Origin of the sequence: Octadecabacter sp. B2R22, from assembly GCF_018861045.1 — a bacterium.
In the GTDB taxonomy this organism is placed as follows: Bacteria; Pseudomonadota; Alphaproteobacteria; order Rhodobacterales; family Rhodobacteraceae; genus Octadecabacter.
In genome coordinates this window covers 608,393-633,063 of record NZ_JAHKQJ010000010.1, presented here as the reverse complement: position 1 = coordinate 633,063, position 24,671 = coordinate 608,393, and the positions used below count along the sequence as shown (strand labels likewise).

Below are 24,671 nucleotides of genomic sequence, written 5' to 3'. Positions count from 1 at the left end.
CTTAGGAATTTGCCATGTGATCTGCGGTAAAGCGTCCCGGCAATAGATCGGCCACAGTCATCTGCAAAGTTTTGCCATCCATCGTCGCCATAGTCACAACCACATCAGGCCCTGCAAATTCAGCGATTTTCTGTCGGCACCCGCCGCAAGGCGGCACAGGCGCGGGCGCATCGGCGATCACGGCTACTTCTGCAATCTGGCGCTCACCCGCTGCACACATGGCGGCAATGGCCCCCGCTTCGGCACAGGTGCCTTCTGGATAGGCGACATTTTCAACGTTTATGCCTTTGTAAATAGTGCCATCTACTGTTTTGATCGCCGCCCCGACGGCAAAGTTCGAATAGGGCGCATAGGCGTTTTCACGCACCTTACGGGCATCATCTATAAGGGACATTTTGGCAGCTCCTTTTTTATGCAGCGTGAGCCTGTTGCGATCCAGTTTCAAGCCAAAGTCGTTGTGAATTCTCCGGCCAGCGAAACTTCAAGCAGTTCAAGGTCATCGGTCGGATCACTGTATCGGGTCGCCATCTGAGGCGGGATAACGAAAGCATCGCCAGCTTCAAGACGGTAAGGGTCTTTGCCTTCGCCTTCTAAGGTCATCGCGCCCTCCATGACAAAGGTGAAATGGATGTCCGCATCGTGGGTGGCCCACTGAGGGGGCCCGTCCCCGCGGCGCACGACCTGTACGCCCGCAACGGATTTCGTAGCCTTATTGATCGTAGTATCCCGCGCGACAAACCCGGGCAGTCGAAAGGGCTGCCACTGTGCATCTTTGCCAATGTTGTGCACGAATTTTTGCCCCTGCCATTCGCGATCGGGGCGCAGATGCGGGGTCGGCAGGGTCATTTCATGTTCGATTTCAGTGACATGTTCTGCAGGCACGCCAACTTCAATCACCTCGATCCCGTCTGATGCCTCAAGGACGCGGTGGCGAATTTCTGGTGGCTGGATAAAGCAATCGCCCGCATGCAGGCGGATTGGACCGCCCTGATCCTCGTAGACCACATCAACCCAGCCACGATAACAAAAGATCAGCTGAAACCCGACCTTATGATAGTGCACCATGTCGGGCACAGGGCCGCCGTCTGGAATACGGATGTGGCTGGCGATGATGGACCCACCCAAACGGGACGGGATCAAATCGCGGTAATGCATGCCTGCACGGCCGATAACCCAAGGTGCCTGATCTGCCAAACGTCGCACCACAAAGGCGTGGTCTGTTTGCGGCAAATGCAGCGGCGGGTTGAGTTCGTCAATTTCAACGGTCGTTCCCCCTGGCGATGTCAGGGTCCGGCGATCTGCGAACGTCGCATCATCCGTCAGAATCCGCAGATGGCCCGAAGCTCCCTCCTGTGATCCATCCAAACGCACGCGCAATCCATGGCCGGAAAACACAGCGACAGACGGATCATCGGCGGGATAAATGCTATCCATACGCATCTTTAAGGTCTTGGTGAAAAAACCAATGTCAGCAGTCAATGCTTTCGTTGGCAGGCAAACCTCAGCGCGGATGTCAGGATTATTTATCATTTGGTCAATTTGCGGCCCCGCTTTCCGATTTGCAAGAGAGTGCGCCTTCGGACTATAGGGGAAATAGAACTTCCTTAACGTCAGCAAGATAGTTTAACGTTAAACTAATTTCTGAATACCTCTCAATCGAACGGGAAACCGATGACTGATACACCCAAAACTCCGCCTAAAGACGCCCATAAAGAAGCCTTGCGCCAAGCGGCACTGCAGTATCACAAGTATCCAAAACCCGGGAAGCTGGAGATCCGTGCGACCAAACCGATGGCCAATGGCCGGGACTTGGCGCGGGCCTATTCGCCGGGCGTGGCTGAGGCCTGCCTTGAGATCAAAGAGGACGCCGCCACAGCAGGCGATTACACCGCGCGCGGCAATCTGGTGGCGGTTGTCACCAATGGCACGGCCGTTCTGGGGCTTGGCAACATTGGGGCTCTGGCAAGTAAGCCCGTGATGGAGGGCAAGGCGGTCCTGTTCAAGAAGTTCGCCAACATCGACTGCTTTGACATTGAGGTGAACGAACCCGACCCCGAAAAACTGGCAGATATCGTTTGCGCGCTAGAACCTACGTTTGGCGCGATCAATCTTGAAGACATCAAAGCACCTGACTGTTTTATCGTTGAAAAGCTTTGCCGTGAACGGATGAACATCCCAGTTTTTCATGACGATCAGCACGGAACAGCGATTGTTGTCGGCGCTGCCGCGACCAATGCGTTGCAAGTGTCGGGTAAGAAGTTTGAAGACATCAAGATCGTCAGCACAGGTGGTGGGGCTGCGGGAATTGCATGCCTCAACATGCTGCTGAAACTGGGCGTAAGGCGCGAAAACGTCTGGCTGTGCGACATCGAAGGGCTGGTCTACGAGGGCCGCGAAAAGGACATGACACCGCAAAAAGCGGAGTACGCCCAAGGCACTACCCCCGCGACGCTGGACGATGTGATTGAGGGCGCGGACATGTTCCTTGGTCTGTCTGGCCCCGGCGTATTGAAACCCGAAATGGTCGCCAAGATGACCAAGGCCCCGATCGTTTTTGCGCTGGCCAATCCGAACCCCGAAATCACGCCCGATGATGCGCGCAGCGTCGCGCCCGACGCGATCATGGCCACAGGGCGCAGCGATTTCCCCAACCAAGTCAACAACGTGCTGTGTTTCCCGTTTATCTTCCGCGGCGCATTGGATGTCGGCGCGACCGAGATTAACGACGCCATGCAGATCGGCTGCGTCGAAGGGATTGCCGCACTGGCCCGTGCCACGACCTCTGCTGAAGCGGCGGCAGCGTATCAGGGCGAACAGATGACATTTGGCCCAGAGTACCTGATCCCGAAACCGTTTGATCCGCGCCTCATGGGGGTTGTCGCCTCTGCGGTGGCCAAGGCGGCGATGGAAACCGGCGTGGCGACGCGGCCTGTTGATTTGGATGACTACAAAGCGACGTTGGATGCCTCGGTGTTCAAATCCGCACTGTTGATGCGCCCCGTGTTTGAAGCCGCCGCCAAAGAGACCCGCCGGATTGTCTTTTCTGAAGGCGAAGACGAACGTGTTCTGCGGGCAAGCCAAGCGATCTTGGAAGAGACCACAGAGACGCCGATCTTAATTGGCCGTCCTGATGTGATCGCGGCCCGCGCGGAACGTGCGGGGCTTGAGATTGATATTAACAACCTCGACATCGTGAACCCGGAAAACGACCCGCGTTATCGTGATTACTGGGAAACCTATCACAGCCTGCGGGCGCGCAACGGGGTTACGCCTGATATTGCCCGTGCGGTGATGCGTACCAATACCACCGCCATTGGCGCTGTGATGGTTCAACGCGGAGAGGCAGATAGCCTGATTTGCGGCACGTTCGGTCAATTCCGTTGGCATCTTGATTACGTGAAACAGGTTTTGGGCGAGAACCATAAGGTTCAGGGCGCGCTCAGCATGATGATCCTTGAGGATGGCCCCCTGTTTATCGCCGACACACACGTGCATTCCGAACCCACAGGCGAACAGATCGCCCAGACGGCCATCGGTGCGGCCCGCCACGTCAAACGGTTCGGATTGCAGCCAAAAGTTGCTTTTTGTGCGCAGTCGCAATTCGGCAATCTGGACTGCGATACGGGGCAGCGTATCCGCGCTGCGATGGAGATCCTGGACGCCCAAAAGGTGGATTTCACCTATGAGGGCGAGATGAACGTTGACGCCGCCCTCGATCCGGAACTGCGGGATCGCTTGCTGCCCAACGGGCGCATGAAGGGCCCTGCCAATGTGCTGATCTTTGGCCATGCAGATGCGGCCAGCGGTGTGCGTAACATCCTGAAAATGAAGGGAGGCGGGTTAGAGGTTGGCCCGATCTTGATGGGCATGGGCAACCGCGCGCATATTGTGACGCCGTCCATCACCGCACGCGGATTGCTGAACATGGCGGCCATCGCCGGCACTCCCGTAAAGCACTATGGCTAGGGTTTAGAGCGGGGTTATCGTTCCTCGTAGTGGTCTCGGTCCGGGTTGCAGGGAGATCCTGTTGCCCTGCAGCGTCATCGGGGTGCAGTCGTCCGAGAGGCCCTCGATCTCGATGCAAAGTTCGCCGGCGTCGATGTGCCATGTAAACGGCTCCTGCCCACGATTTGCCTCTTCGTTCAGTGCGAACAAGCCTTTGCCGTCAGGATAGAATTCGAACACCAACGGGCCGCTATCAGGATCAATCGGCGGGAAAACAGCGCGCGTGTTTACCAGATCAGTTCCAACCTCTTTTGAGCTGGGCGCCATGCACCCCGCAAGACCTAAAGCAAGAGCGGCGCACAGAGGGAAACGAAACATAACAACGGCCTTTTCGGGTTTGATGCTTTCCTGAGCGTGACGAAATAATGCCGCCACAGCAAGCCCTTGCCGCCTCTTTCTTAACCGCCATTATGTGGTTGCGCTTGCAGGCTGGGGATGTGCCGCTAAAGTTGCCGCACAACCAGTTGGATAATTTATGCCCCGTATCGCACTTGCACTTGCTGCCGTCACAACGATGTCGCTCACAGCCTGTATGGAACCTGTAAGCGGGGGCGATCCTTTGACAGGGGACGCGCTTGAGGCTCGATTAAGTGGTCAGGTCATGGCGATACGCCCCATTGATGCGTCGATGGGCATGCCGACCCGCGCAGAATTGAACCCTGATGGAACTGTGGTGCTCTCTTATGAGGACGGCGAAGTCGCGCACCTGCGCTGGAAAGTCGAAACCCAAGGGCTGTGTTTCCCATTCCGCTCAGACCCGAACCGATTCTCGTGCCGCAATATCGTTGTGACAACGGGAAACCATTTTACAATCTATGACACGCGTGGCGGCACGCAACGGCTCGCGACGGGAACGCTCGCGCCTCTCTAGGCGCGAACCGAGTCGCTACGGCGGCCAAAAAACTTCGCAACTTTGCAAGCTGTCACGCGCAGCTTAGCAACATCCCGTCAAATAAATGACTTTGCAAACTTTGCGGCACCTAGCTGCGACATTTTGCTAACCCGCCCTCACTCGCGGCGCTAACAGGCTTGCCCCAAGCCCCCCCAGCAGCCTATCCCTATGCAAAGCAAGGGGAGGCACACTATGTCATACGAAGAAGTTTACAAAAACTGGCAGGATGATCCGGAAGCATTTTGGATGAATGCCGCTGAGGCAATTGACTGGGTTAAGCCCCCGAGCAAGGCTTTGTTCGATGCCGATGCCCCCCTTTATGAATGGTATGCCGATGCCAAAGTGAACGGCTGCTACAACGCCGTGGACCGTCACGTTGAAAACGGTCGGGGAGAGCAGACGGCCATTATCTTTGACAGCCCGATCACCCACACCAAACGGGAAATCTCATACGTTGAGCTGCGCAATCGCGTTGCAAACCTTGCGGGGGCGTTGCGCGCCAAGGGTGTCGAAAAGGGTGACCGCGTTATCATCTATATGCCGATGGTTCCGGAAGCGCTTGAGGCCATGTTGGCCTGTGCGCGTCTCGGTGCTGTGCACTCAGTCGTGTTTGGTGGATTTGCAGCCAACGAATTGGCCGTGCGGATTGATGACGCCACACCAAAAGCAATCATCGCCGCGTCTTGCGGCTTGGAGCCGGGCCGCGTGGTGCACTACAAGCCACTGCTGGACGGCGCTATCGAGCTGGCGACCCATAAGCCAGACTTCTGCGTTATCTTGCAGCGCGAACAAGAAGTCGCGGAACTGATCGAAGGGCGTGACTTTAACTGGCACGGTTTCCAATACGGGGTTGAGCCTGCGGAATGTGTTCCGGTCGAAGGCAACCACCCTGCCTATATCCTTTACACATCTGGCACCACTGGCGCGCCAAAGGGCGTTGTGCGCCACACAGCGGGCCATCTGGTCGCGCTGAATTGGACCATGAAAAACATCTACAACGTCGAACCCGGTGACGTGTGGTGGGCCGCGTCCGATGTTGGTTGGGTCGTGGGCCACAGCTATATCTGCTACGGGCCTTTGATCCACGGCAACACGACGATTGTTTTTGAAGGCAAGCCCGTCGGCACGCCCGACGCCGGCACATTCTGGCGCGTCATCGAAGAGCACAACGTCAAAAGCTTCTTCACCGCCCCAACGGCCTTCCGCGCGGTAAAACGTGAAGACCCGACTGGTGAGTTCGTTAAAAAATATGACCTCAGCTGCCTTGGGCAGGTATTCTTGGCCGGTGAGCGCGCTGACCCTGACACGATCATCTGGGCGCAGGATCATTTGAAAAAGCCGATCATCGACCACTGGTGGCAAACAGAACTGGGCTACCCCGGTGTCTGTAACCCTGTCGGCATCGAGCTGATGGACGTCAAACTTGGCAGCCCGTCTGTGCCACTGCCTGGTTTCGAGATCGATATTCTGGACGATGAAGGTCACAAGATGCCCGCAGGTGAGCTGGGCGCGATTGCGATCAAACTGCCACTGCCTCCGGGTACGCTGCCGACGTTGTGGAACGCCGAAGATCGGTACAGATCAAGCTATCTGAACACTTTCCCTGGCTATTATGAGACCGGCGATGCGGGCATGATCGATGATGACGGTTATCTTTACATCATGGCACGTACCGATGACGTGATTAACGTCGCAGGCCACCGGTTGAGCACCGGCGCCATGGAAGAAGTCCTCGCCGCGCACCCTGACGTTGCCGAATGCGCTGTGATCGGCGTGACGGATCAACTCAAGGGGCAATTGCCCATGGGGTTTGTCTGCCTCAACAACGGCACGACAACCAGCCATGAGGATGTCATCAAAGGCTGTGTTAAGCTCGTTCGCGAAAAGATTGGCCCTGTGGCGGCGTTCAAACTGTGTACGGTCGTTGATCGTTTGCCCAAAACGCGGTCAGGCAAAATCCTGCGTGGGATCATGGTGAAAATCGCCGACAGCGCAGAGTACAAGATGCCAGCCACAATCGATGATCCTGCCATTCTGGACGAGATTAAAGAGGCGCTGATCCCGATGGGTTATGCAAAATAGTACCAAACGGTGGCGGTTCTTTGTTGGGTTCGGCGTCCTGTTTGCCATCGGCCTGTCCGTATCCAAGATGGAGAATGGGATGAGTTACGTCCTCCTTGCCTGCGCTGCGGTGGTCGTTGTTGCTATAGCCTATGACAAGCTCAGACCGCGCCGCCCGTCGGTGGGGCGCGACAGGCCCAAACAGTTTCGCAGTGGGCTTTACAACCCAGCCGCAACGATTGACGGGCTGCGCGTGGCCCCTGCCCTTCGCATCGAACGGGACAGGCTGGGCGAGGTCACAATCCTTGCCGATCTTTCCAATGCGGGACGCCAGCCGCTGGGGCCCTTGCACACGGAACTGTCGCTGATCTACACCAACCATTCTGGCCGCCCTGCCTTGGGCGGAAACCATCTGGATGGGGTGCTTCTTGATCCCTCCCCCAATGCGCCGCTACTGGAGGCGGGGGAAACAACCACGATCGTGATCTATCAGTCCGAAACGCCTGCCGTGGTGGCCGATCAGGACTTCGCACCGCACAACCAAGCGGTGGCGGATCAGGTGGCGGAGTTTAACAGCGTGCTCGATTTCTTAGAACGAGATGAAACAGGCGCGTTTCGGCTTCAGTTGCGGGTGGGCAGCCCAAATCATGCAGCGTCACTGGGGCCGGACGATCTGCGCCGCGCTTAGGCGAACTGTTCGCGGATCAGTCGCTCTTCGAGGCCATGACCGGGGTCAAAGAGGATGCGGTGTTCGATTTCGGGAGCAGACCAGACATCAACCGAGGCCACGTTCTTGACCGACACCCCATCCGCATCCGCATGCACGGGGCGCTTTTCGGGGTTGGTGACTTCAAACGTCACCCGCGCGGCTTTGGGCAGCAGCGCACCGCGCCAGCGACGGGGCCGAAACGGGGCCACAGCTGTCAGCGCCAAAACCTCAGACCCAATCGGCACGATCGGCCCATGGGCGGAATAGTTATAGGCGGTGGAGCCCGCAGGCGTTGACAGCAACGCACCATCACAGACGAGTTCTTCCATCCGCAAACGGCCATCAACATGGATACGGAGCTTGGCCGCTTGTGGCCCCGCACGCAGCAAAGACACCTCGTTGATGGCCAGCGCTTTGTGTTCGGTCCCATCTACGCAGGTCGCCAACATATGCAGCGGGTTGATGGTTTCCTCTTCGGCGGCGGCCAAACGATCCCGCAATCCGTCCTCGGAGTACTCGTTCATCAAGAAGCCGACCGTGCCACGGTTCATCCCGTAGACAGGTGCGGGCAAGTGCTGCGTGCCATGCAACGTTTGCAACATGAAACCGTCACCGCCCAAGGCCACGATAATATCGGCATCATCAACGTCTACGCCGCCATATTGCGCCACCAGCGCTGTCTTGGCATCTTGTGCAATTGGCGCATCACTGGCCACAAAAGCTAGCTTGGTTTCGGCGGCCATAGCGCATCCTCTATTCAATCACCCCAATGTCCCCTGCGCCCCAACAAAAGGCAAGCAGAACGCGTCACGCCCCCGATGAGCCGCAGCACATAAAGAACATGACGCTTTTGGGCTTTATGAGCAGCAAACGAAGGCCTATGTATCGCCTAACGTCTGCGACCAAAGGAAGACCCATGACTGATGCAACCAAAGACACAGGTTTCTTCACCGAAAGCCTGTCCACGCGTGACCCTGAAATTGCTGCCGCGATTGATGCTGAATTGGGTCGCCAACGCAAAGAGATCGAACTGATCGCGTCCGAAAACATTGTCAGCGCCGCCGTCATGGAAGCGCAAGGCAGCGTCATGACAAACAAATACGCCGAAGGCTACCCAGGTCGCCGCTACTACGGCGGGTGCCAACACGTTGATGTTGCAGAAAACCTGGCCATTGATCGCGCAAAACAGCTGTTTGATTGCGGCTTTGCCAACGTGCAGCCAAATTCCGGCTCTCAGGCCAACCAAGGTGTGTTTCAGGCGCTGTTGCAGCCCGGTGATACGATCTTGGGCATGAACCTTGCGTCCGGTGGTCACCTGACACACGGTGCCCCGCCAAACCAATCAGGTAAGTGGTTCAACGCGGTTCAATACGGCGTGCGCCGTCAGGACAACCTGCTTGATTACGACGAAGTGCAGGCACTGGCGACCGAACATAAGCCAAAAATGATCATCGCAGGCGGGTCCGCCATTCCGCGCCAGATCGATTTTGCGAAAATGCGCGAAATCGCGGACAGCGTTGGTGCATATCTGCACGTTGACATGGCCCACTTTGCGGGTCTGGTTGCTGCGGGTGAACACCCTTCACCGTTCCCACATGCCCATGTTGCGACAACGACAACACACAAGACGTTGCGCGGCCCACGTGGCGGCATGATCCTGACCAACGACGAAGCCATCGCCAAGAAGGTCAACTCGGCCATCTTCCCGGGTATTCAGGGTGGTCCGCTGATGCATGTGATCGCTGGTAAGGCTGTGGCCTTTGGCGAGGCTCTGCGTCCCGAGTTCAAAACATACATGCGTCAGGTTCGCGCCAATGCGGATGCGCTGGCCGATCAGTTGATCAAAGGCGGCCTGGACATCGTAACGGGCGGGACTGATACGCACGTGATGCTGGTTGATCTGCGCCCCAAAGGCGTAACAGGCAACATCACCGACGCAGCCCTTGGCCGCGCACATATCACCACCAACAAAAACGGCATCCCGTTTGACCCAGAAAAGCCGACTGTGACATCTGGTATCCGCCTTGGGACGCCAGCAGGCACGACACGTGGCTTCAAAGAGGATGACTTCCGCCAGATCGCGGATTGGATCGTTGAGGTCGTCGATGGCCTTGCGGCCAATGGCCCAGACGGCAACGACGAAGTCGAAGCCAAGGTGCGCGGCGAAATCGAAGCCTTCTGTGACAAGTTCCCGATGTATCCAAACCTGTAAGACAGATCGAACCAATTGCGAGGGGCGCGCCATCAGGTGCGCCCTTTTGCATTTGCACGAGAGCTGCGCAAACCTGCAGTGGACTTTGCCGCCCCATTTGGCGCATTTAGCCCTATGACCAGCACGCCGAGTTTCGAGACATCCTTTGCCCCCTTGGTGCGCCGCGCCTTGCCCGCGCCGCTGTCAGGCGTGGTGCTGTTTATCCTCAAACACATTTGGGCAGCCTTGTTTGCAGTTCTGATCCTCGGTTCCGTGATTTTCACAAATGCCATCTGGAACGATGCGTGGCCCGTGGCCCGCTATGACGCCCTGTTTGCGATCGCCGTGTTAACGCAGGTCGCCATGCTGTTGTTTAAGTTGGAAACATGGGACGAGGCTAAGGTCATCTTGCTGTTTCACCTCACCGGTACTTGCATGGAATGGTTCAAGGTCAACGCGGGGTCTTGGGGCTACCCTGAGCACGCTATTTTCATGGTCTTCAATGTTCCACTGTTCAGCGGGTTCATGTATGCCTCTGTGGGCAGTTATATCGCGCGGGTGATCCGGCTGTTTGATCTGCGCTTCACCCCCTACCCGCCCTACTGGAGCACCGTTGCACTGGCCGTGGCGATCTATGTGAACTTCTTTCTGCACCATTACTGGTACGATATCCGATTGGTGCTTTTCGCAGCCACACTGGTCTTGTTCTGGCGCACGCAGGTTCGATTTACCGTGGGGCGCAGATTGTCCGTGCGCCTGCCGTTGGCGGCACTTTGCGCCAGCTTCGCGCTTTGGATCGCGGAAAACATCGGCACCCTGACGGGCACATGGGTCTACGCGGGCGGGGCCGAGTTCGACTGGACGCCGATTTCAAAAATGGGAAGCTGGTATCTACTGATCTACGTGGCCTTCGTGACGGTGACATTGGTCATCCGCGCGCCGCTGGACATCAAAGGTAACCACGATACCACATATAAAAAATGAACGCGCCGAGCACGACAATCAGATTAAAGCTCACTGCGCCAATCAATTGAAGAAGCCGCGTTTTGCGGCGTTCCTTGGGGTCGATCGATTTCAAATGCGCCACTAATGTCTTATGGGCTTTGGCAACCTTCGCCTCATCAATCATCAGACGCAGCTTTGGGTGGCCCAGATAGTGTTCCGCATGGACCAGATAGCTGCCTTCTCGCTGCGCCCATTTCGGCAACAACCGCCCTGCCTTAGCCAATGCCTTTTCCAGCGTGCGCCCCTTAACCTTCAGGCGTTCCTCGATCAGATTTCGAATCTCATCGCTTTGTCTATGTATCAGGGCACTCGTCATACTACATGTAGTAGCGCGAGCCGATCTGCCTTTCAATTCTCCTTTAGGTGGTCTAGTCAAAAACGATGCTGAATATCCTCACTCATGGTGACCCTGCGGCGCCGAAACTTCTCATTGCTCATGGGCTTTTTGGCTCTGGCCGCAACTGGAACGTGATCGCCAAAAGACTGTCGGATCAATACTTTGTGGTCTGCCCGGACATGCGCAACCACGGGTCCAGCCCACGGTTCGACACCCACAGCTATTTCGATATGGCAGATGATCTGGCTGAACTGTTGGACGGACCAACCTATGTCGTAGGCCATTCCATGGGCGGCAAGGCGGCGATGGTCTTGGCACTGCGCCACCCAGAACTGGTGAAACGCCTGATCGTAGCCGATATCGCGCCCGTGACCTACACACACACCCAAACCCAACACATCAACGCGATGCGCGGCGTGGACCTGAACGCGATTGAACGCCGCTCTGACGCTGGCAAAAACCTAGACCCAGAGGTGCGGGATTTCCTGTTGCAATCCCTTGATGTCAAAGAAAAACGCTGGCTGTTGAACTTGGACACTCTTGAGGCCGAGATGCCCAAGATCCTGAGTATTCCAGACGTAAGCGGCACCTATGACGGTCCGGCCCTCTTCCTGTCCGGGGCTGACAGCGACTACGTCCAGCCTGAACACCGCCCCGCCATCAAAAACCTGTTCCCGAACGCCCATTTCGCCAAACTGCGCGACGCAGGGCACTGGCTGCACGCCCAAAAACCGCGCGAGTTCGAGGCCGCTGTTCGGGCATTCTGCGTCTAGTTCATTGAAGACGTGAGAAATACCAACAAGCTCGCGCCACCGACGCAGAACAAGAAGATATGTGGAAGGTAGGCCATGTCACAGTCCTTAGAATGGGTTTCTAAGGGTGATACGTGCGAGCATGGACGTTCCGTCGCTCTCACAAGAAATCATTTAGCCTAACGCCCCATCGCGCGGCTGATGAACCAGACGGCGGGCAGCGCCAACACCGCCCCGAGCGCCGCAACCCCCAAAAGCGGCCAAAGGCCAGAAACGCCGCTCACAAGGGCGACGACCACGAAGGTGCCAGCAAGCGTAGACGCAATGACGCCGAACAGCGCCAAAGCAACGGGGTTCACCCTTGTTCCACGATGGCCTTGGCGATGAACCACGACGCCGGAATGGACACGAGGAACCCAAGGGTCACTGCGATAACGATAGGCTGCGCGGTGTCGTAGCCCATGACCAGCGCTGCGATCATGAATGTGCCGGCAAGTGTAGTGCCGATAACGAAGAAAAGAATGCCTGCGAGTCGTGCCATTGGGGCCTCCGGAAAGTGTTAATGCGCGCAAACTGGCATGAGTCGAACGCCGTCGCGTTGATTTGGGTCAAACCAAAGCGCGTTCAGGCCATACAGTTCTTACACAGCGGAGCAGCGGGCAGCAGCGTAAGCCGTTCATCCGAGATCGGGTCCCCACACTTGGCGCAAATGCCATATGTCCCCGCCTCAATCCGCGCCAGCGCCGCATCGATCTGTTTGATCTCGGCGGCCTCGGTATTGCCCAAAGCCTCCAGAACCTCATCCCCCTGCCGCTCGGACGCACGGTCCTCCCAATCGGCGGGCGGCGTGTCATCAAGCTGATCTTCAACCTCAACCAGATGCTGCGTGATCTCCGTGCGGCGCGCCAGCAGAGTTTGTTTTTGTGTGTCGATGTTCATGGGCGGTCTCCCTTGGTTTTTAGGGAGGATGGAACAAGGGCGGGAGGAGTGCCTTGATTTGGGTCAAGGAACTTTATGCGGCGTTTCAGGCTAGGTTGCGCCCGAGCCGAGGGGATGGTTCGAAGTGCCCTCCCCTTGGGGGAGGGTGAGACCCGTCTTGGAAGTGATCCAGTGGATCAATTCAGGTTCGAACGCGCGAAGCGCCGGACACGGGCGCTGCCAAATCGGGGATTTGGCTAGCAAGCCCAAAATACAACCTTGAGGTGATTTCAAAAAGCTGCTCTTACCAACTAATGAGAAACAAACAATTAAAAATCAAGAACCGTCGCGTTTGGATGCATAAAGGTGTGCTAATGCCAGATTTCGACAGTGAACACGTCTTGTCAAACAACCCTTGGCAATACGTCGAACTATGGTTGAAACGTAGCGGCAAGGAAGAGGCTTTGTCTTACTGGAGGCAGGCAAAGAGGTTCTCCGATGCATCCCATAATCTTGCCCCCGAAGCTGCGCCTCTTACTTTATATTATTCATTTCTCAATGCGACAAAAACCCTTTTAAGCACAAAAAGCCTTGCTGCAGCTGACGCGCACGGCGTCGCAGGTGTTCGACCCGAAAATGCAAAAAGCGTATTAGCGAACGAACAGGTTAACTTCTATTCGGGCGGCGTACTTCCGGCGCTTTGCCGCCATTTTGGAGAGTATGAAGAAAATGCAAATTATAGCTTGAAAGATATTCTGTGGAATATCCCATTCATCCATCGTGCATTTAGGTTAACCTTCACCTCTTCCACTGACTTGTTCATTCCTCTTGAAGCAGCGCGGTACGTTAAGAAAAATGGTAGTTCAGAGGCATATTTTGAGGCTGAAATTCTTCCTCGTTTCGCCGACAACAGGAGCCTCGCAAATATTCCTAGTTCCTTTGAGTCCATTGATTATGAAGGCAAGAAATTTGTTCGAAGGAAGAAGTGCTTTAGTTGGTACAATGGTAGAACTAACGCGAAGCAAAAAGAGCAAGCGGTCGTGCGACTGCAAAGCTACCATAAGACCACCCGCAGAGCTGTTGTAAGCATCTCAGGCAATCGGGACCTCTGGTACCTCAAGCGCACAATTCCTAAAAACTCAGTCGGTCATCGACACACTCTGATCTTAATGTTCGCGGCCATGCATCGGCTTAGTGAATTGGCGAGGTACGACCCTGCAGGTTTTGACCGCCACCTTTCTGGTCAAGGGAACTGGTTACTTACGGAATTCATCGAGAACGTAACTGACCAGTTTGTCGATCAGATCGCGACAGAAATTACTGGTCGTCAGTTCTGGCCACCTAAAGTGCGATAATGCCTTAAGATCTTACGTTTGAATCTCGTAAGATGCTCTCAATTAGTTCGCAAAAACCTTCGCGCCGTAGCAACTGAGTGCGTACGCGAAATGCTTCGCAAGTTCGCTGCCACGCACGCGCACTTAAAATGGACGATTAATCGTCCATTTTAAGTGCGGAAATAAATGCTTCCTGAGGAATATCCACTTTCCCAAACTGGCGCATCTTCTTCTTACCCGCCTTCTGCTTATCCAACAGTTTGCGTTTCCGCGATGCGTCGCCGCCGTAACACTTCGCCGTCACATCCTTACGCATGGCAGACAATGTCTCACGGGCAATCACCTTGCCGCCAATCGCCGCTTGGATCGGGATTTTGAACATGTGTCGCGGGATCAGCTCTTTCAATTTCTCAACCATAGCGCGGCCACGGGCCTCGGCGCGGTCGCGGTGCACCATCATGGACAGCGCGTCGACCGGTTCTTCGTTCACCAGCACGGACATCTTGACCAGATTGTCCTCGCGGTAGCCCATCAGTTGGTAGTCAAACGACGCATAGCCCTTGGTGACGGATTTCAGGCGGTCGTAAAAATCGAACACCACTTCGTTGAGCGGCAGGTCGTAAACGGCCATGGCGCGGGACCCTGCGTAGGTCAGGTCTTCTTGGATGCCGCGGCGGTCCTGACAGAGTTTGAGGACTTCGCCCAAGTATTCATCCGGCACAAGGATCGTCGCTTTGATGCGCGGCTCGGCGATGTGATCGACGGTGGTGACGTCAGGCATGTCGGCGGGGTTGTGCAATTGCACGACGGTGCCGTCCTTCATGTGGATGTCGTAGATCACGGACGGCGCGGTGGTGATGAGGTCGATGTCATACTCACGCTCGATCCGGTCGCGGATCACTTCGAGGTGGAGCAAGCCAAGGAAGCCGCAGCGGAAGCCAAAGCCAAGTGCGGCGGAGCTTTCCATTTCAAAGGAGAAGGAGGCGTCGTTGAGGGCGAGTTTGTCGATGGCTTCGCGCAGGTCTTCAAACAGGGCAGAGTCGACGGGGAACAAGCCACAGAAGACCACGGGTTGTGCGGGTTTGAAGCCCGGCAGCGGTGTGACTTCGCTACGTTGATGGGTGATCGTGTCGCCCACCCGCGTGTCACGCACCTGTTTGATGGAGGCCGTGAGGAAGCCGATCTCACCAGGGCCAAGCTCATCCACGGGGGTCATTTCTGGGCGGAAGACGCCAATCCGGTCCACGTGGTGGATCGTGCCGTTGGAGATGAATTTGACCTTTTCACCCTTCTTCAGCTTGCCGTCGATGATGCGGACCAGAACGATCACGCCAAGGTAGCTGTCATACCAAGAATCCACCAACATCGCCTTAAGCGGCGCGTTGATATCCCCTTTTGGTGCGGGGAGTTGGGTGACGATAGCTTCGAGCGTTTCTTCAATGCCCTGCCCCGTTTTGGCAGACACCGCGATGGCACCAGAGGCATCGATACCGATAACGTCCTCGACCTGTTCGGCAACGCGGTCAATGTCAGAGGCCGGAAGGTCGATCTTATTGAAAACAGGGACCAAATCGTGATCCGCCTCAATGGCGTGATAGACGTTGGCGAGCGTTTGCGCCTCAACCCCTTGGGTACTGTCCACGACCAACAAAGACCCTTCAACCGCACGCATGGAGCGGGAGACCTCATAAGCGAAATCGACGTGCCCGGGGGTGTCGATCAGGTTGAGAACATAGGTCTCACCGTCTTTGGCGGTGTAATCGATGCGCACCGTGTTGGCCTTGATGGTAATCCCGCGCTCGCGCTCGATATCCATGGAGTCCAGCATCTGCGCCTTCATGTCCCGTTCGGCCACCGTGTTGGTGGACTGGATCAAGCGGTCAGCCAGAGTGGATTTGCCATGGTCAATGTGCGCGACGATGGAGAAATTGCGGATTTTGTTCAGGTCGGTCATGGTTCTGGAAATGCGCAGGTTTTGCAGGGTTTTGCAAGCTGTCTTGAACGTGATGGAAAGGCAACCGCTACAGCGGCTCGGCAGCGCGGCACTTCAAGCCCTGTTACTGGTTATTTAACTCGGAGCGATTGTCCGCATCGCGGGACAAGGCCGACATTTCATGTTCGCTTGAACCGTCGCCAGAATACCCCAGCTATGCCAAACAGGAAAGCCGCCCAGAGCACAATATTCGTGACGAAAAGAGACCCTACGCAGCCGCCTAGTTGGCCGAAATATAGTCCATCGTATGCGTATTTCTCCCAATTCCAATAAGCCAAAAGCGACACCGACAGCAGTGAAAGAAGAACGCTAAACAACACATTTCTTTTCCATAAAAACAGGGCCAATACTGCCAACCACACTAAGCCAAGCGGTTCATTGAGCGTGACAAAAAATTCAGAAAAAGAAGACGCCACTCCATATTCGGGCGACCAGCTCGGCCGAACTATCTCGCACTCTTCAAGAAAGTCTAGGTTGACGCTCATGTTTAAAGAGCTTGGCGCTACCCTAGGTTTTTGTCCAGCCATTCAAAATAGCACCCGAAGAGGGTAACTCTGGGCTCCAAGCCGTCATTCATTGCCAATCAGCAAACAGCCTAAAACGTGATCAGCTTCCCCCTTCCCCAGCCCCTCCCTTTCCGTCATAATTACACCAGCAGATAAACAGCCCAAGCCAAAATCGGCGGGCGATATGAGGTGGTAGTGATGCGGGTAATTCTTGCGATGACGTGTATTTTGGCTCTGACAGCCTGTGGTGGGACCCGCAATACGGGGTCGACCCGTGGGGCGACGGGTGACATCAGCCGTGCCTGCCTTGCCGCTGACCGTTCAGCCGCGACGACATCTTTGTGTTCTTGCGTGCAGCGTGTCGCCAATGCAGAGCTAAGCTCCAGCGATCGCAGTCGTGTTGCGCGTTTCTTTGGGGATCCTGAATTCGCCCATTCGATCCGCATTTCGGACACCACGGCGAATGATGCGTTTTGGCGCCGCTATCAGTCCTACGTGAGCAAAGCGCGCAGCCAGTGCGGCTAACGCGTTAACCCCGCGATAAGCCCGTCTGCGCAAGCTTCGATCAGATCCAAGCACCCATTGAAATCTCGCGTGTAATACGGGTCCGGAACAGCTGTGCAGTCTTGACCGATGTGATCAGTGAAAAGCACAACTGGCGTAGATGAATGCGTGGGGCGCAGGGCTTCGATGTTGTCGAAATTTTCACCATCCATGGCGATAATCACGTCAAAAGTGTCGAAATCATCCGCCGTGAACTGGCGCGCGCGCAGCGGCGAAAGATCGTATCCACGCCCCCTCGCAGCCTGCTGCATCGGGCCATAGGGCGGATCGCCCACGTGGTAACCAGCGGTTCCAGCGCTATCCAAATGAAGATGCGGGGCCTTGGCGCGGGTCACGGCCTCGGCAGTGGGGGATCGGCAGATATTACCGAGACAGACGAAAAGAATACGATGCATGGGGGGAGTATAGCGGGGCTCACCAGAAACCCCACGGTGAATTTGGCGGGCACAGCCGTATGCGCCCGCCAAACCTGTGTCTTAGTTACCTGAACCGTGGTCCATGTTTTGGTCCATGTTCTGGTTCATGTCGCCATGCCCCATCGCGCCGTGATCCATGCGCTCTTGATCGACAGGGATTTCAACGACAACGTCGCCAGCGTGTTCGAAGGTCAAGGTGATGGTGACGGTCTGATCGTCCGTAAAGGGTGCGTTGAGCCCCATGAACATCACGTGCTTGCCGCCGCGCTCCATAGAGATGTCACCGCCCGCAGGAAGCTCGAACCCCTCTTCCACATGTATCATCTGCATCACGCCGTCCGCGTTCTCGATGTGCGTGTGCAGTTCGGTGCGTGCAGCCACGTCAGAGGTGACAGCGATCAGGCGGTCGTCCGTATCGCCACTGTTCTGGATCATCATAAACGCGGCACCCGCCATGGCATTGGATGAACGCGCGTATTGATCGTGGACTTCAACCTCAGCGAAAGCTGTTGTTGCGAGGGGCAGTGCCAGCGCGGCACCAAGAAGGATGGATTTGAAGGACATGATGTCTCTCCCGAATAAAAGTCTGAATGTTGGATAAGTGAAAGTTGGTATTCAGGCTGTTAATGGAGGTGCGCGCGCAGGATGTCCTTTGGGGAGAGTGAGCGTAAATGCAGCCGTTACAGGGGCCTGCACGAGAGTCTGCATGTGGATAAGCTGCGGATCAACAAACGTGGCACGCGTAGATGTCTCAGCGAACGTGAGGGCACAGTCAACACAGGTATGTGCAACTTCTATTGGGTTGCCGTTGATGTCCAACGTGATGGTTTCGCTGTCTTGGCCGGAGCACAAAACGTATTGCCCCACCGCCGACGCCATGATGCCACGCGCCTGCGCCATCTGAAGCGAGGTCATCGCAATCAGCATCGCAAGCGTTAGGGTCAAAAGGCGAGTCATTCCTGTCATCACGGGAAGGATACCAGTACCCGCGCGGGGCAAAAAGAGCAGAATGGTCGCAGCCTTACTCGGTTGAAACCTCTTCAAAGGTCAGGCGGTAATGCTTGGCGGGGTCGATCGGGCGTCCTTGCCATCTGATCTGACACTGTGTTTCGGTTTCGCTTAGGATTTGGCAATCACGTGTCCATCCAATTGCGTATCCGTCTTGATAGCTGGATACGTTGGAACACACGTAGTCTTGCGTCGTGACATCGCAGACACCGTCATAACAAATCCGATAAACGGGAGGGGACAGTTCGCCTGAAAAACTTCGCGTGAAATCCGCGCAGCCTGCCCAAGCAGATTGGCTGATCAGCCCCAGAAACGTTGCAAAAAGAAATTTCACAGACCAAACCTTCGTTAAATCGAAACACATCGCCAGCTTAGACCACAGCCCAACCATAAAAAAACAAAAAACCCGAGCGCAAAGGCTCGGGCTTTTCTAAATCAGTCAGGTAGAACGACTTATGCTTCGGCTGTTGCCTTGGCGATGTCTTTCTTGACCTTCAACGCGGCTGGGGACAGCTCAGCGTCTTTGGATTTTGCGAAGAACGCATCCAGACCACCACGGTGATCAACGGTGCGCAAAGCAGCGTTAGAGATGCGGAATTTGAAGCTACGGCCCAAAGTTTCAGACGCCAAAGAGACGTCCTGAAGGTTTGGCAAAAACCGACGGCGTGTACGGTTTTTAGCGTGGCTCACGTTGTTGCCCGTCATTGGGCCTTTTCCGGTCAGTTCGCAACGGCGAGACATGGCGTTTTCCTTGTTTATCAAGGGCCAGCTACATCGTGCGCGACCCGTTCTATCAAACCTGTTGGGCCTCGCACACAGCAAGGCCTGAATTCATTTGGCGGGAATTAGGAGGATTCCTTGCCCCCGTCAACCCGTTTCCCCCAAAATGATACCTATGCCGTGGCGTTTTCAGCGTGACTTGGGGGTGGTTTGCGCAAATAGCTGGGCAATCAGGGTGTCGGCAGCCTGCGCAGGACCAATTTTACCATTGGAGACATCTTCTTCCAATGACGAAAGTTGCTGTTTCACGCTGGCATCGGATGTCAGGCGGGATAGCAGCCCAGCGCGGACTTCTTCTTGGAACCAAAACCGCGCTTGCTGCGTGCGGCGCGCGTCCCAGATGCCATTGTCTTTGCGCCATTTGGCGAGCGTTTGCATTTCTTCCCAAGCGGCCGTGATTCCGTTCTCTTCGAGCGCGGAAACCGCCACCGCTTTGGGGAAATCATCGGGGTCTTGCGGGCGTTTGCGCATCAGGCGCAAGGCACCGGCGTAATCTGCACAGGTGCGCGTCGCTTGTGATTTCAAATCGCCGTCGGCCTTATTCACAAGGATCATATCGCATGTTTCCATGATCCCGCGTTTGACACCTTGCAGTTCGTCCCCACCCGCGGGCGCAAGCAAAAGCAAGAAAACATCAGACATTTCCGCCACAGCCGTTTCAGACTGCCCGACGCCAACGGTTTCAATCAGGACCACATCAAATTTCGCCGCTTCGCAGAGCGCAATCGCTTCACGGGTGCGCCGCGCCACGCCGCCCAATTGCGATTGGCTGGGTGAGGGTCGGATAAACGCATTCGGGTCGCGCGACAGCAAATCCATGCGAGTCTTGTCCCCCAAAATCGACCCCCCTGATCGGGTTGAACTTGGGTCAACGGCCAGAACCGCCACCCGTAACCCCTGCCCTGTCAGCATTCTGCCAAAGGATTCGATAAATGTGGATTTACCAACGCCCGGCGTGCCGGATAGCCCGATGCGCAGGGCTTGGGTTTCGCTTCCCAATTCCGCAAGCAATTCAGCGGCGGCAGCGCGATCTTGCGCACGGGTGCTCTCGACCAAAGTGATGGCACGGGCCAGCGCACGGCGATCTCCGGCGCGGATTTTCTGGGCTGTTTCGGCAATATTCATGACCGCTTTATGCGCAGACTGTTGGCTCTCGTCCAGATAGGGCGGTTGTGTTTGGGTTTATTTGGCCAGATGAAGGGCGGATGAGTGATGCTTTGCCCATTGATGACGTCATTGATGACCTGCTCGCGGCCCTGCGGGGGCGTGGCTGTGTCGTCCTGCAAGCGCCACCCGGTGCCGGTAAGACCAGCCGCGTTCCTTTGGCTATCCAGGGGGACATCAAAGGCAAGATCGTCATGTTGGAACCGCGCCGACTGGCAGCCCGTGCCGCCGCCGAGAGGCTGGCCCAACAATTGGGCGAACCGATAGGTCAGACCGTCGGTTACCGGATGCGCGGCGATAGCGTCGCAGGCACCAAGATTGAGGTTGTCACCGAAGGCATCCTAACCCGCATGATCCAAAGCGACCCCGAGCTGACGGGCATCGGGGCGGTGATCTTTGACGAATTTCACGAAAGATCACTGAACGCCGATCTTGGCTTGGCCCTCACCCTTGAAATCCGCGAGGCCCTACGCCCTGATCTGGCGTTGATTGTCATGTCTGCCACACTAGATGCTGGCCCGGTAGCGGAACTGATCAACGCCGACGTCGTCACGTCTCAAGGTCGGGCGTTTCCCGTAGACGTAAAATGGTTGGACAGACCGCTGCGCAAAGACGTGCGGTATGAAACCGCCGTGGCGGATTTGGTCACTGAGGCAGTCGGCGAAACGAGCGGCGGTGTGTTGGTCTTCCTCCCCGGAGAAGGCGAAATTCGCCGTGTACAGGGTTTGCTAGATGGCCGGCTGCCAGCGGATTGCACCGTACGCCCCCTGTTCGGGGCACTGCCGTTCAAAGATCAGCGCGCGGCAATTGCGCCTGTGTCGTCTAGCCGCAAAGTGGTCTTGTCCACTTCGATCGCGGAGACGTCGCTAACGATCGAAGACATCCGTGTCGTTGTCGACGGGGGCCGCGCACGGCGGGCAAGGTTTGATGCAGGTTCGGGTATGTCCAGATTGGTAACAGAACGCGTCACCCGCGCCGAAGCGACCCAACGCGCAGGCCGCGCAGGTCGTGTCGCCGAAGGCGTCGCCTATAAACTTTGGTCCAAAGGCGAAGATGGCGCGCTGATGGGGTTTGCGCCTGCTGAAATCGAGGCGGCCGACCTCACGGGGCTCGCGCTTGAACTGGCCGTGTGGGGCAGTGAAAGCCTCCCCTTCCTGACGCCCCCGCCCGAAGGCACACTTCGAGAGGCACAACAGTTGCTGAACGAATTAGGCGCGCTCAAAGACGAGCGCATCACAAAACACGGCCGCGCCTTGGCAAAACTACCCGTGCATCCGCGCTTGGGCCATATGGTGGTGACGGGTGGCAAATCCGCCGCCCCCCTCGCCGCATTGCTGTCAGAACGGGACATCCTGAAAGGCGCTCCCGCTGATTTAACATGGCGGATTAAAACGCTAAACGGCGAACGCACCCCCTACACGCTACATCCAGGCGCTCTCGCGCGGGTTCGCCAAGAGGCAAAGCGCCTTGCCAAATCAGTGCCACAACTGCCCTCTGAACCACCCGAGGTTTACGCTGCCCTTGCCTACCCTGACCGCATCGCCCAGCGCCGCAAGGGCGAAGCCCCAAGGTTCGTTCTATCCGGCGGCAAAGGGGCCGTAATGGACGCCGCTGATCCCTTGGCAGGGCAGCCCTATCTGGTGGTAACAGACACAGACGGAAACCCACGCGAGGCCAAAATTCGCGCGGCCCTTCCGATCTCGGAAAGCGACGTGCGCCGCGTGGCAGCCGACCGGATTGAAGCCGTAAACACCTGCCATTGGTCCAAACGCGATGGCCGTATTCTAGCCCGAACCCAAGACCGCATCGGCTCGGTTATCCTGTCCGACGAGCGCTGGACCGAGGCCCCTGATGAGGCCATAGCCACGGCGATGCTAACCGGCATCCGCGAAGTCGGCCTGAAATTCAACGCCGCGACCGAGAGATTCCGCGCGCGCGTCGCACTCGTACGCGCCGTGCAACCGGACCTGCCTAACCTAAACGACAAAGCCCTACTGGACACTCTCGAAGACTGGCTTCTCCCGCACCTGACCAAAGTACAAACAACTGCGCAATGGAAAGCCTTTGACGCCCTGCCTGCTCTGCGCGCGATCCTGACGTGGGACCAGATACAATCCGTTGACGCCCAAGCCCCGGCACAATTCACCACCCCTTTAGGACGTCAGACTCCGATTGATTACAGCGGTGAAGCCCCCGAAATCACACTGCGTTTGCAAGAAATGTTTGGCACCACACGTCATCCCGTGGTCGCAGGCCGCCCATTGCGCGTGACCTTCCTGTCCCCGGGGCAAAAACCTATTCAAACTACGATGGACGTACCAGGTTTCTGGGCCTCAAGTTACTCAGACGTTCGCAAAGACATGCGTGGTCGCTACCCGCGCCACCCGTGGCCAGAAGACCCCACTCAAGAAGACCCGACACTGCGCGCAAAGCCGCGATCGAAACCACGCAAATAGCGCAGTCTTTGCCTTTGTTTCAAAAATACCTCGGGGAGTCCGAAGGACGGGGCAGCGCCCCTTTGCGCCCCTCAGGGGCGCCCGCCGCCCGCTGCAAGCGCTGATCGTCAGATCATCCGACCTACTTCAATCCCACCAAGGCCCATGTTGGCCGACACGCCCATCCAGGCGTTCAAACCCGTGGCGCCCAAAGAAATCACGTTGCGCCTGAACCAAATCCGTTGTCCCGCGCTTGGTGCGCATTGTGTCAAAGAACGTCAGTGCAGACGTTAGCGCAGGCACTGCGTGGCCCGCCATAAGCGCAGCCGCCACGATCCGCCGCAGGCTTGGCACGGCGTCCTTCAGTATCTCCACAAACGCGGGCGCAAAGATCAATTCACCTTCGGGCAGATCACTACGGAACGCGGCTGCGATGTCGTCGAGCAAGGCAGAGCGAATGATACATCCTGCCCGCCAAACTTCAGCAACCCTCGCGTGATCGACAGACCACTCGAACTCCTGACTGGCCGCATCCAGAATAGAAAACCCCTGCGCGTAAGACATGATCCGGCCACACAAGAGCGCAGCTTCCAAATCTTCTTCGGCAACTCCAAACCCGTCATTCTGAGCTTCAAAAAGCCCCGCCCCCACACTGCGTTTTTGCACCTGTGTTGACCAAGCGCGCGCTGCGACCGCGGCTTCGATAACATTAGCAGACCGGCCCAATTGGATCGCTTCAATCGCCGTCCAGCGGCCTGTTCCTTTTTGGCCGGCGGAATCGAGAATGACATCCACAGCGGGCTCACCCGTTTCAGCATCCTTCGCTTGCAGCACTTTGCCCGAAATCTCGACCAGATAGCTTTTCAGGCGGCCCTCATTCCAACGATCAAAGACCTGACCAATCTCATTGGGTGACTGACCGCACCCATACCGCATCAGACCATAGACCTCAGCGATGAGCTGCATATCTGCGTATTCGATCCCGTTGTGCACTGTCTTGACGAAATGCCCCGCCCCGTCTGGCCCAAGGTGATCGGCGCAAGGCTCGCCTTGAAACTTGGCGGCAATCGCCTCAATCACTGGCCGGATAGCACCCCATGCGGCGGGCGTTCCGCCAACCATCATGGATGGCCCATGGCGCGCACCGTTCTCGCCGCCAGAAACGCCCATGCCGATATAGGTCAGGCCCGCCTTTTCGGCCGCCAGAGTACGGCGTCGGGTTTCGCGGTAATCGGAATTGCCGGCATCTATGATCGTATCCCCCTGCGCCAAAAGCGGCGTCAGGGTTGTGATTGTATCATCCACGGGCGCACCCGCTGGGATCATCATGATAATGGCGCGGGGTGCAGGCATCGCCGCGACCATCTCAACAAGGGTATCACTCGCGATCAAGGTCCCGCTTAGGTTTTCGGCGGCAGCCTCGGCCTCAAAGTCCTGCGTCATCTCGATCTCTCGATTTGAGACGTGCAGCGTAAAGCCCTTCTCAAGGATGTTCAGCGACAGCGCGCTGCCCATTGTCCCAAGGCCAAAAAGGCCAAGCGTTGCGGTGTCTGACATGACGGATCCTTCCCCGGGGATGACTACTTGCTAGAACGAACGGG

27 protein-coding genes are annotated in these 24,671 nt (G+C 56.7%); 10 read left to right on the top strand and 17 right to left on the bottom strand.

Features of this window, described 5'->3' with window-relative positions; translation table 11 throughout:
* Position 1 precedes the first annotated feature (1 nt).
* A complete protein-coding gene (locus tag KO486_RS16010) occupies positions 2–439 on the bottom strand; it encodes a cytidine deaminase (RefSeq protein ID WP_354667500.1) in 438 nt (145 codons plus the stop codon).
* A gap of 2 nt (positions 440–441) precedes the next feature.
* A complete protein-coding gene (locus KO486_RS16005; RefSeq protein WP_216038272.1) occupies positions 442–1,530 on the bottom strand; it encodes a cupin domain-containing protein in 1,089 nt (362 codons plus the stop codon).
* Between the two features lie 141 nt (positions 1,531–1,671).
* On the opposite strand from KO486_RS16005, the gene KO486_RS16000 reads away from it, so the two are divergent.
* Positions 1,672–3,966 carry an NADP-dependent malic enzyme gene (locus KO486_RS16000; protein ID WP_216038271.1) on the top strand — a complete coding sequence of 765 codons (2,295 nt, stop codon included), beginning with the start codon at positions 1,672–1,674 and terminating at the stop codon, positions 3,964–3,966.
* Positions 3,967–3,969: 3 nt separating this feature from the next.
* Here KO486_RS16000 and KO486_RS15995 read toward each other — a convergent pair whose 3' ends face one another.
* Positions 3,970–4,323 carry a hypothetical protein gene (locus KO486_RS15995; protein WP_216038270.1) on the bottom strand — a complete coding sequence of 118 codons (354 nt, stop codon included), beginning with the start codon at positions 4,321–4,323 and terminating at the stop codon, positions 3,970–3,972.
* A gap of 157 nt (positions 4,324–4,480) precedes the next feature.
* Here KO486_RS15995 and KO486_RS15990 point away from each other — a divergent pair, with 157 nt between their 5' ends.
* The 3 genes from KO486_RS15990 (at position 4,481) to KO486_RS15980 (ending at position 7,646) form a co-directional block, all read left to right on the top strand.
* On the top strand, positions 4,481–4,876 hold the full coding sequence (locus tag KO486_RS15990) for a hypothetical protein (RefSeq protein ID WP_216038269.1): 396 nt from the start codon (positions 4,481–4,483) through the stop codon (positions 4,874–4,876).
* A gap of 213 nt (positions 4,877–5,089) precedes the next feature.
* A complete protein-coding gene (gene prpE, locus KO486_RS15985) occupies positions 5,090–6,979 on the top strand; it encodes a propionate-CoA ligase PrpE (protein WP_216038268.1) in 1,890 nt (629 codons plus the stop codon).
* Positions 6,969–7,646 (top strand): hypothetical protein, encoded by a 678-nt coding sequence (locus KO486_RS15980; protein WP_216038267.1) that lies wholly within the window; start codon positions 6,969–6,971, stop codon positions 7,644–7,646. Before prpE ends, KO486_RS15980 begins: the two co-directional genes overlap by 11 nt.
* On the opposite strand, the gene KO486_RS15975 is transcribed toward KO486_RS15980, so the two are convergent.
* Positions 7,643–8,410, bottom strand: coding sequence for an NAD kinase (locus tag KO486_RS15975; protein WP_216038266.1), 768 nt, complete (start codon positions 8,408–8,410; stop codon positions 7,643–7,645). The genes KO486_RS15980 and KO486_RS15975 overlap by 4 nt on opposite strands.
* Positions 8,411–8,583: 173 nt before the next feature.
* Here KO486_RS15975 and glyA point away from each other — a divergent pair, with 173 nt between their 5' ends.
* Complete coding sequence (glyA, locus tag KO486_RS15970) at positions 8,584–9,879, top strand: serine hydroxymethyltransferase (protein WP_216038265.1); 1,296 nt, start codon at positions 8,584–8,586, stop codon at positions 9,877–9,879.
* A gap of 114 nt (positions 9,880–9,993) precedes the next feature.
* Positions 9,994–10,842 (top strand): DUF817 domain-containing protein, encoded by an 849-nt coding sequence (locus KO486_RS15965; protein WP_216038264.1) that lies wholly within the window; start codon positions 9,994–9,996, stop codon positions 10,840–10,842.
* Here the strand turns inward: KO486_RS15965 and KO486_RS15960 are convergent.
* Positions 10,808–11,179, bottom strand: a complete 372-nt coding sequence (locus tag KO486_RS15960; RefSeq protein WP_216038263.1) for a hypothetical protein — start codon at positions 11,177–11,179, stop codon at positions 10,808–10,810. The genes KO486_RS15965 and KO486_RS15960 overlap by 35 nt on opposite strands.
* 65 nt (positions 11,180–11,244) lie before the next feature.
* Here KO486_RS15960 and KO486_RS15955 point away from each other — a divergent pair, with 65 nt between their 5' ends.
* Positions 11,245–11,973, top strand: a complete 729-nt coding sequence (locus KO486_RS15955) for an alpha/beta fold hydrolase (protein WP_216038262.1) — start codon at positions 11,245–11,247, stop codon at positions 11,971–11,973.
* 158 nt (positions 11,974–12,131) lie between these two features.
* Here the strand turns inward: KO486_RS15955 and KO486_RS15950 are convergent, their stop codons facing one another.
* The 3 genes from KO486_RS15950 to KO486_RS15940 all read right to left on the bottom strand — a co-directional run bounded on the left by KO486_RS15950 (position 12,132) and on the right by KO486_RS15940 (position 12,891).
* A complete protein-coding gene (locus KO486_RS15950) occupies positions 12,132–12,311 on the bottom strand; it encodes a CTP synthetase (protein WP_216038261.1) in 180 nt (59 codons plus the stop codon).
* Positions 12,308–12,493: a CTP synthetase gene (locus KO486_RS15945; protein ID WP_216038260.1), complete on the bottom strand. Its 186-nt coding sequence runs from the start codon at positions 12,491–12,493 to the stop codon at positions 12,308–12,310. Before KO486_RS15945 ends, KO486_RS15950 begins: the two co-directional genes overlap by 4 nt.
* A gap of 83 nt (positions 12,494–12,576) precedes the next feature.
* On the bottom strand, positions 12,577–12,891 hold the full coding sequence (locus tag KO486_RS15940; protein WP_216038259.1) for a TraR/DksA family transcriptional regulator: 315 nt from the start codon (positions 12,889–12,891) through the stop codon (positions 12,577–12,579).
* A gap of 293 nt (positions 12,892–13,184) precedes the next feature.
* On the opposite strand from KO486_RS15940, the gene KO486_RS15935 reads away from it, so the two are divergent.
* Positions 13,185–14,225, top strand: coding sequence for a YaaC family protein (locus KO486_RS15935; protein WP_216038258.1), 1,041 nt, complete (start codon positions 13,185–13,187; stop codon positions 14,223–14,225).
* A 136-nt stretch (positions 14,226–14,361) separates the two neighbouring features.
* Here the strand turns inward: KO486_RS15935 and lepA are convergent, their stop codons facing one another.
* Together lepA and KO486_RS15925 are read right to left on the bottom strand one after the other, a co-directional pair.
* Entirely contained in the window at positions 14,362–16,158 is a 1,797-nt protein-coding gene (gene lepA, locus KO486_RS15930; RefSeq protein WP_216038257.1) for a translation elongation factor 4, read from the bottom strand.
* Positions 16,159–16,316: 158 nt separating this feature from the next.
* The gene (locus KO486_RS15925; RefSeq protein WP_216038256.1) at positions 16,317–16,682 is read right to left on the bottom strand and encodes a hypothetical protein; all 366 of its coding nucleotides are present in this window, start codon (positions 16,680–16,682) and stop codon (positions 16,317–16,319) included.
* A gap of 219 nt (positions 16,683–16,901) precedes the next feature.
* Here KO486_RS15925 and KO486_RS15920 point away from each other — a divergent pair, with 219 nt between their 5' ends.
* Positions 16,902–17,228: an arginine transporter gene (locus KO486_RS15920; RefSeq protein ID WP_216038255.1), complete on the top strand. Its 327-nt coding sequence runs from the start codon at positions 16,902–16,904 to the stop codon at positions 17,226–17,228.
* Here the strand turns inward: KO486_RS15920 and KO486_RS15915 are convergent.
* The 6 genes from KO486_RS15915 to meaB form a co-directional block, all read right to left on the bottom strand.
* Entirely contained in the window at positions 17,225–17,662 is a 438-nt protein-coding gene (locus tag KO486_RS15915; RefSeq protein ID WP_216038254.1) for a low molecular weight protein-tyrosine-phosphatase, read from the bottom strand. The two genes, KO486_RS15920 and KO486_RS15915, sit on opposite strands and share 4 nt — an antisense overlap.
* 81 nt (positions 17,663–17,743) lie before the next feature.
* Positions 17,744–18,247: a copper chaperone PCu(A)C gene (locus KO486_RS15910; RefSeq protein WP_216038253.1), complete on the bottom strand. Its 504-nt coding sequence runs from the start codon at positions 18,245–18,247 to the stop codon at positions 17,744–17,746.
* Positions 18,248–18,298: 51 nt separating this feature from the next.
* Positions 18,299–18,649 (bottom strand): hypothetical protein, encoded by a 351-nt coding sequence (locus KO486_RS15905; protein ID WP_216038252.1) that lies wholly within the window; start codon positions 18,647–18,649, stop codon positions 18,299–18,301.
* A 55-nt stretch (positions 18,650–18,704) separates the two neighbouring features.
* Positions 18,705–19,025, bottom strand: coding sequence for a hypothetical protein (locus tag KO486_RS15900; RefSeq protein WP_216038251.1), 321 nt, complete (start codon positions 19,023–19,025; stop codon positions 18,705–18,707).
* A gap of 119 nt (positions 19,026–19,144) precedes the next feature.
* Entirely contained in the window at positions 19,145–19,432 is a 288-nt protein-coding gene (gene rpmB, locus KO486_RS15895) for a 50S ribosomal protein L28 (RefSeq protein ID WP_216038250.1), read from the bottom strand.
* A 168-nt stretch (positions 19,433–19,600) separates the two neighbouring features.
* Positions 19,601–20,596, bottom strand: a complete 996-nt coding sequence (gene meaB, locus KO486_RS15890; RefSeq protein WP_216038249.1) for a methylmalonyl Co-A mutase-associated GTPase MeaB — start codon at positions 20,594–20,596, stop codon at positions 19,601–19,603.
* 80 nt (positions 20,597–20,676) lie between these two features.
* Between meaB and hrpB the strand changes: the two genes are divergently transcribed.
* The gene (hrpB, locus tag KO486_RS15885) at positions 20,677–23,091 is read left to right on the top strand and encodes an ATP-dependent helicase HrpB (protein ID WP_216038248.1); all 2,415 of its coding nucleotides are present in this window, start codon (positions 20,677–20,679) and stop codon (positions 23,089–23,091) included.
* 126 nt (positions 23,092–23,217) lie between these two features.
* On the opposite strand, the gene gndA is transcribed toward hrpB, so the two are convergent.
* Positions 23,218–24,627: an NADP-dependent phosphogluconate dehydrogenase gene (gndA, locus tag KO486_RS15880; RefSeq protein ID WP_216038247.1), complete on the bottom strand. Its 1,410-nt coding sequence runs from the start codon at positions 24,625–24,627 to the stop codon at positions 23,218–23,220.
* Positions 24,628–24,671 lie beyond the last annotated feature (44 nt).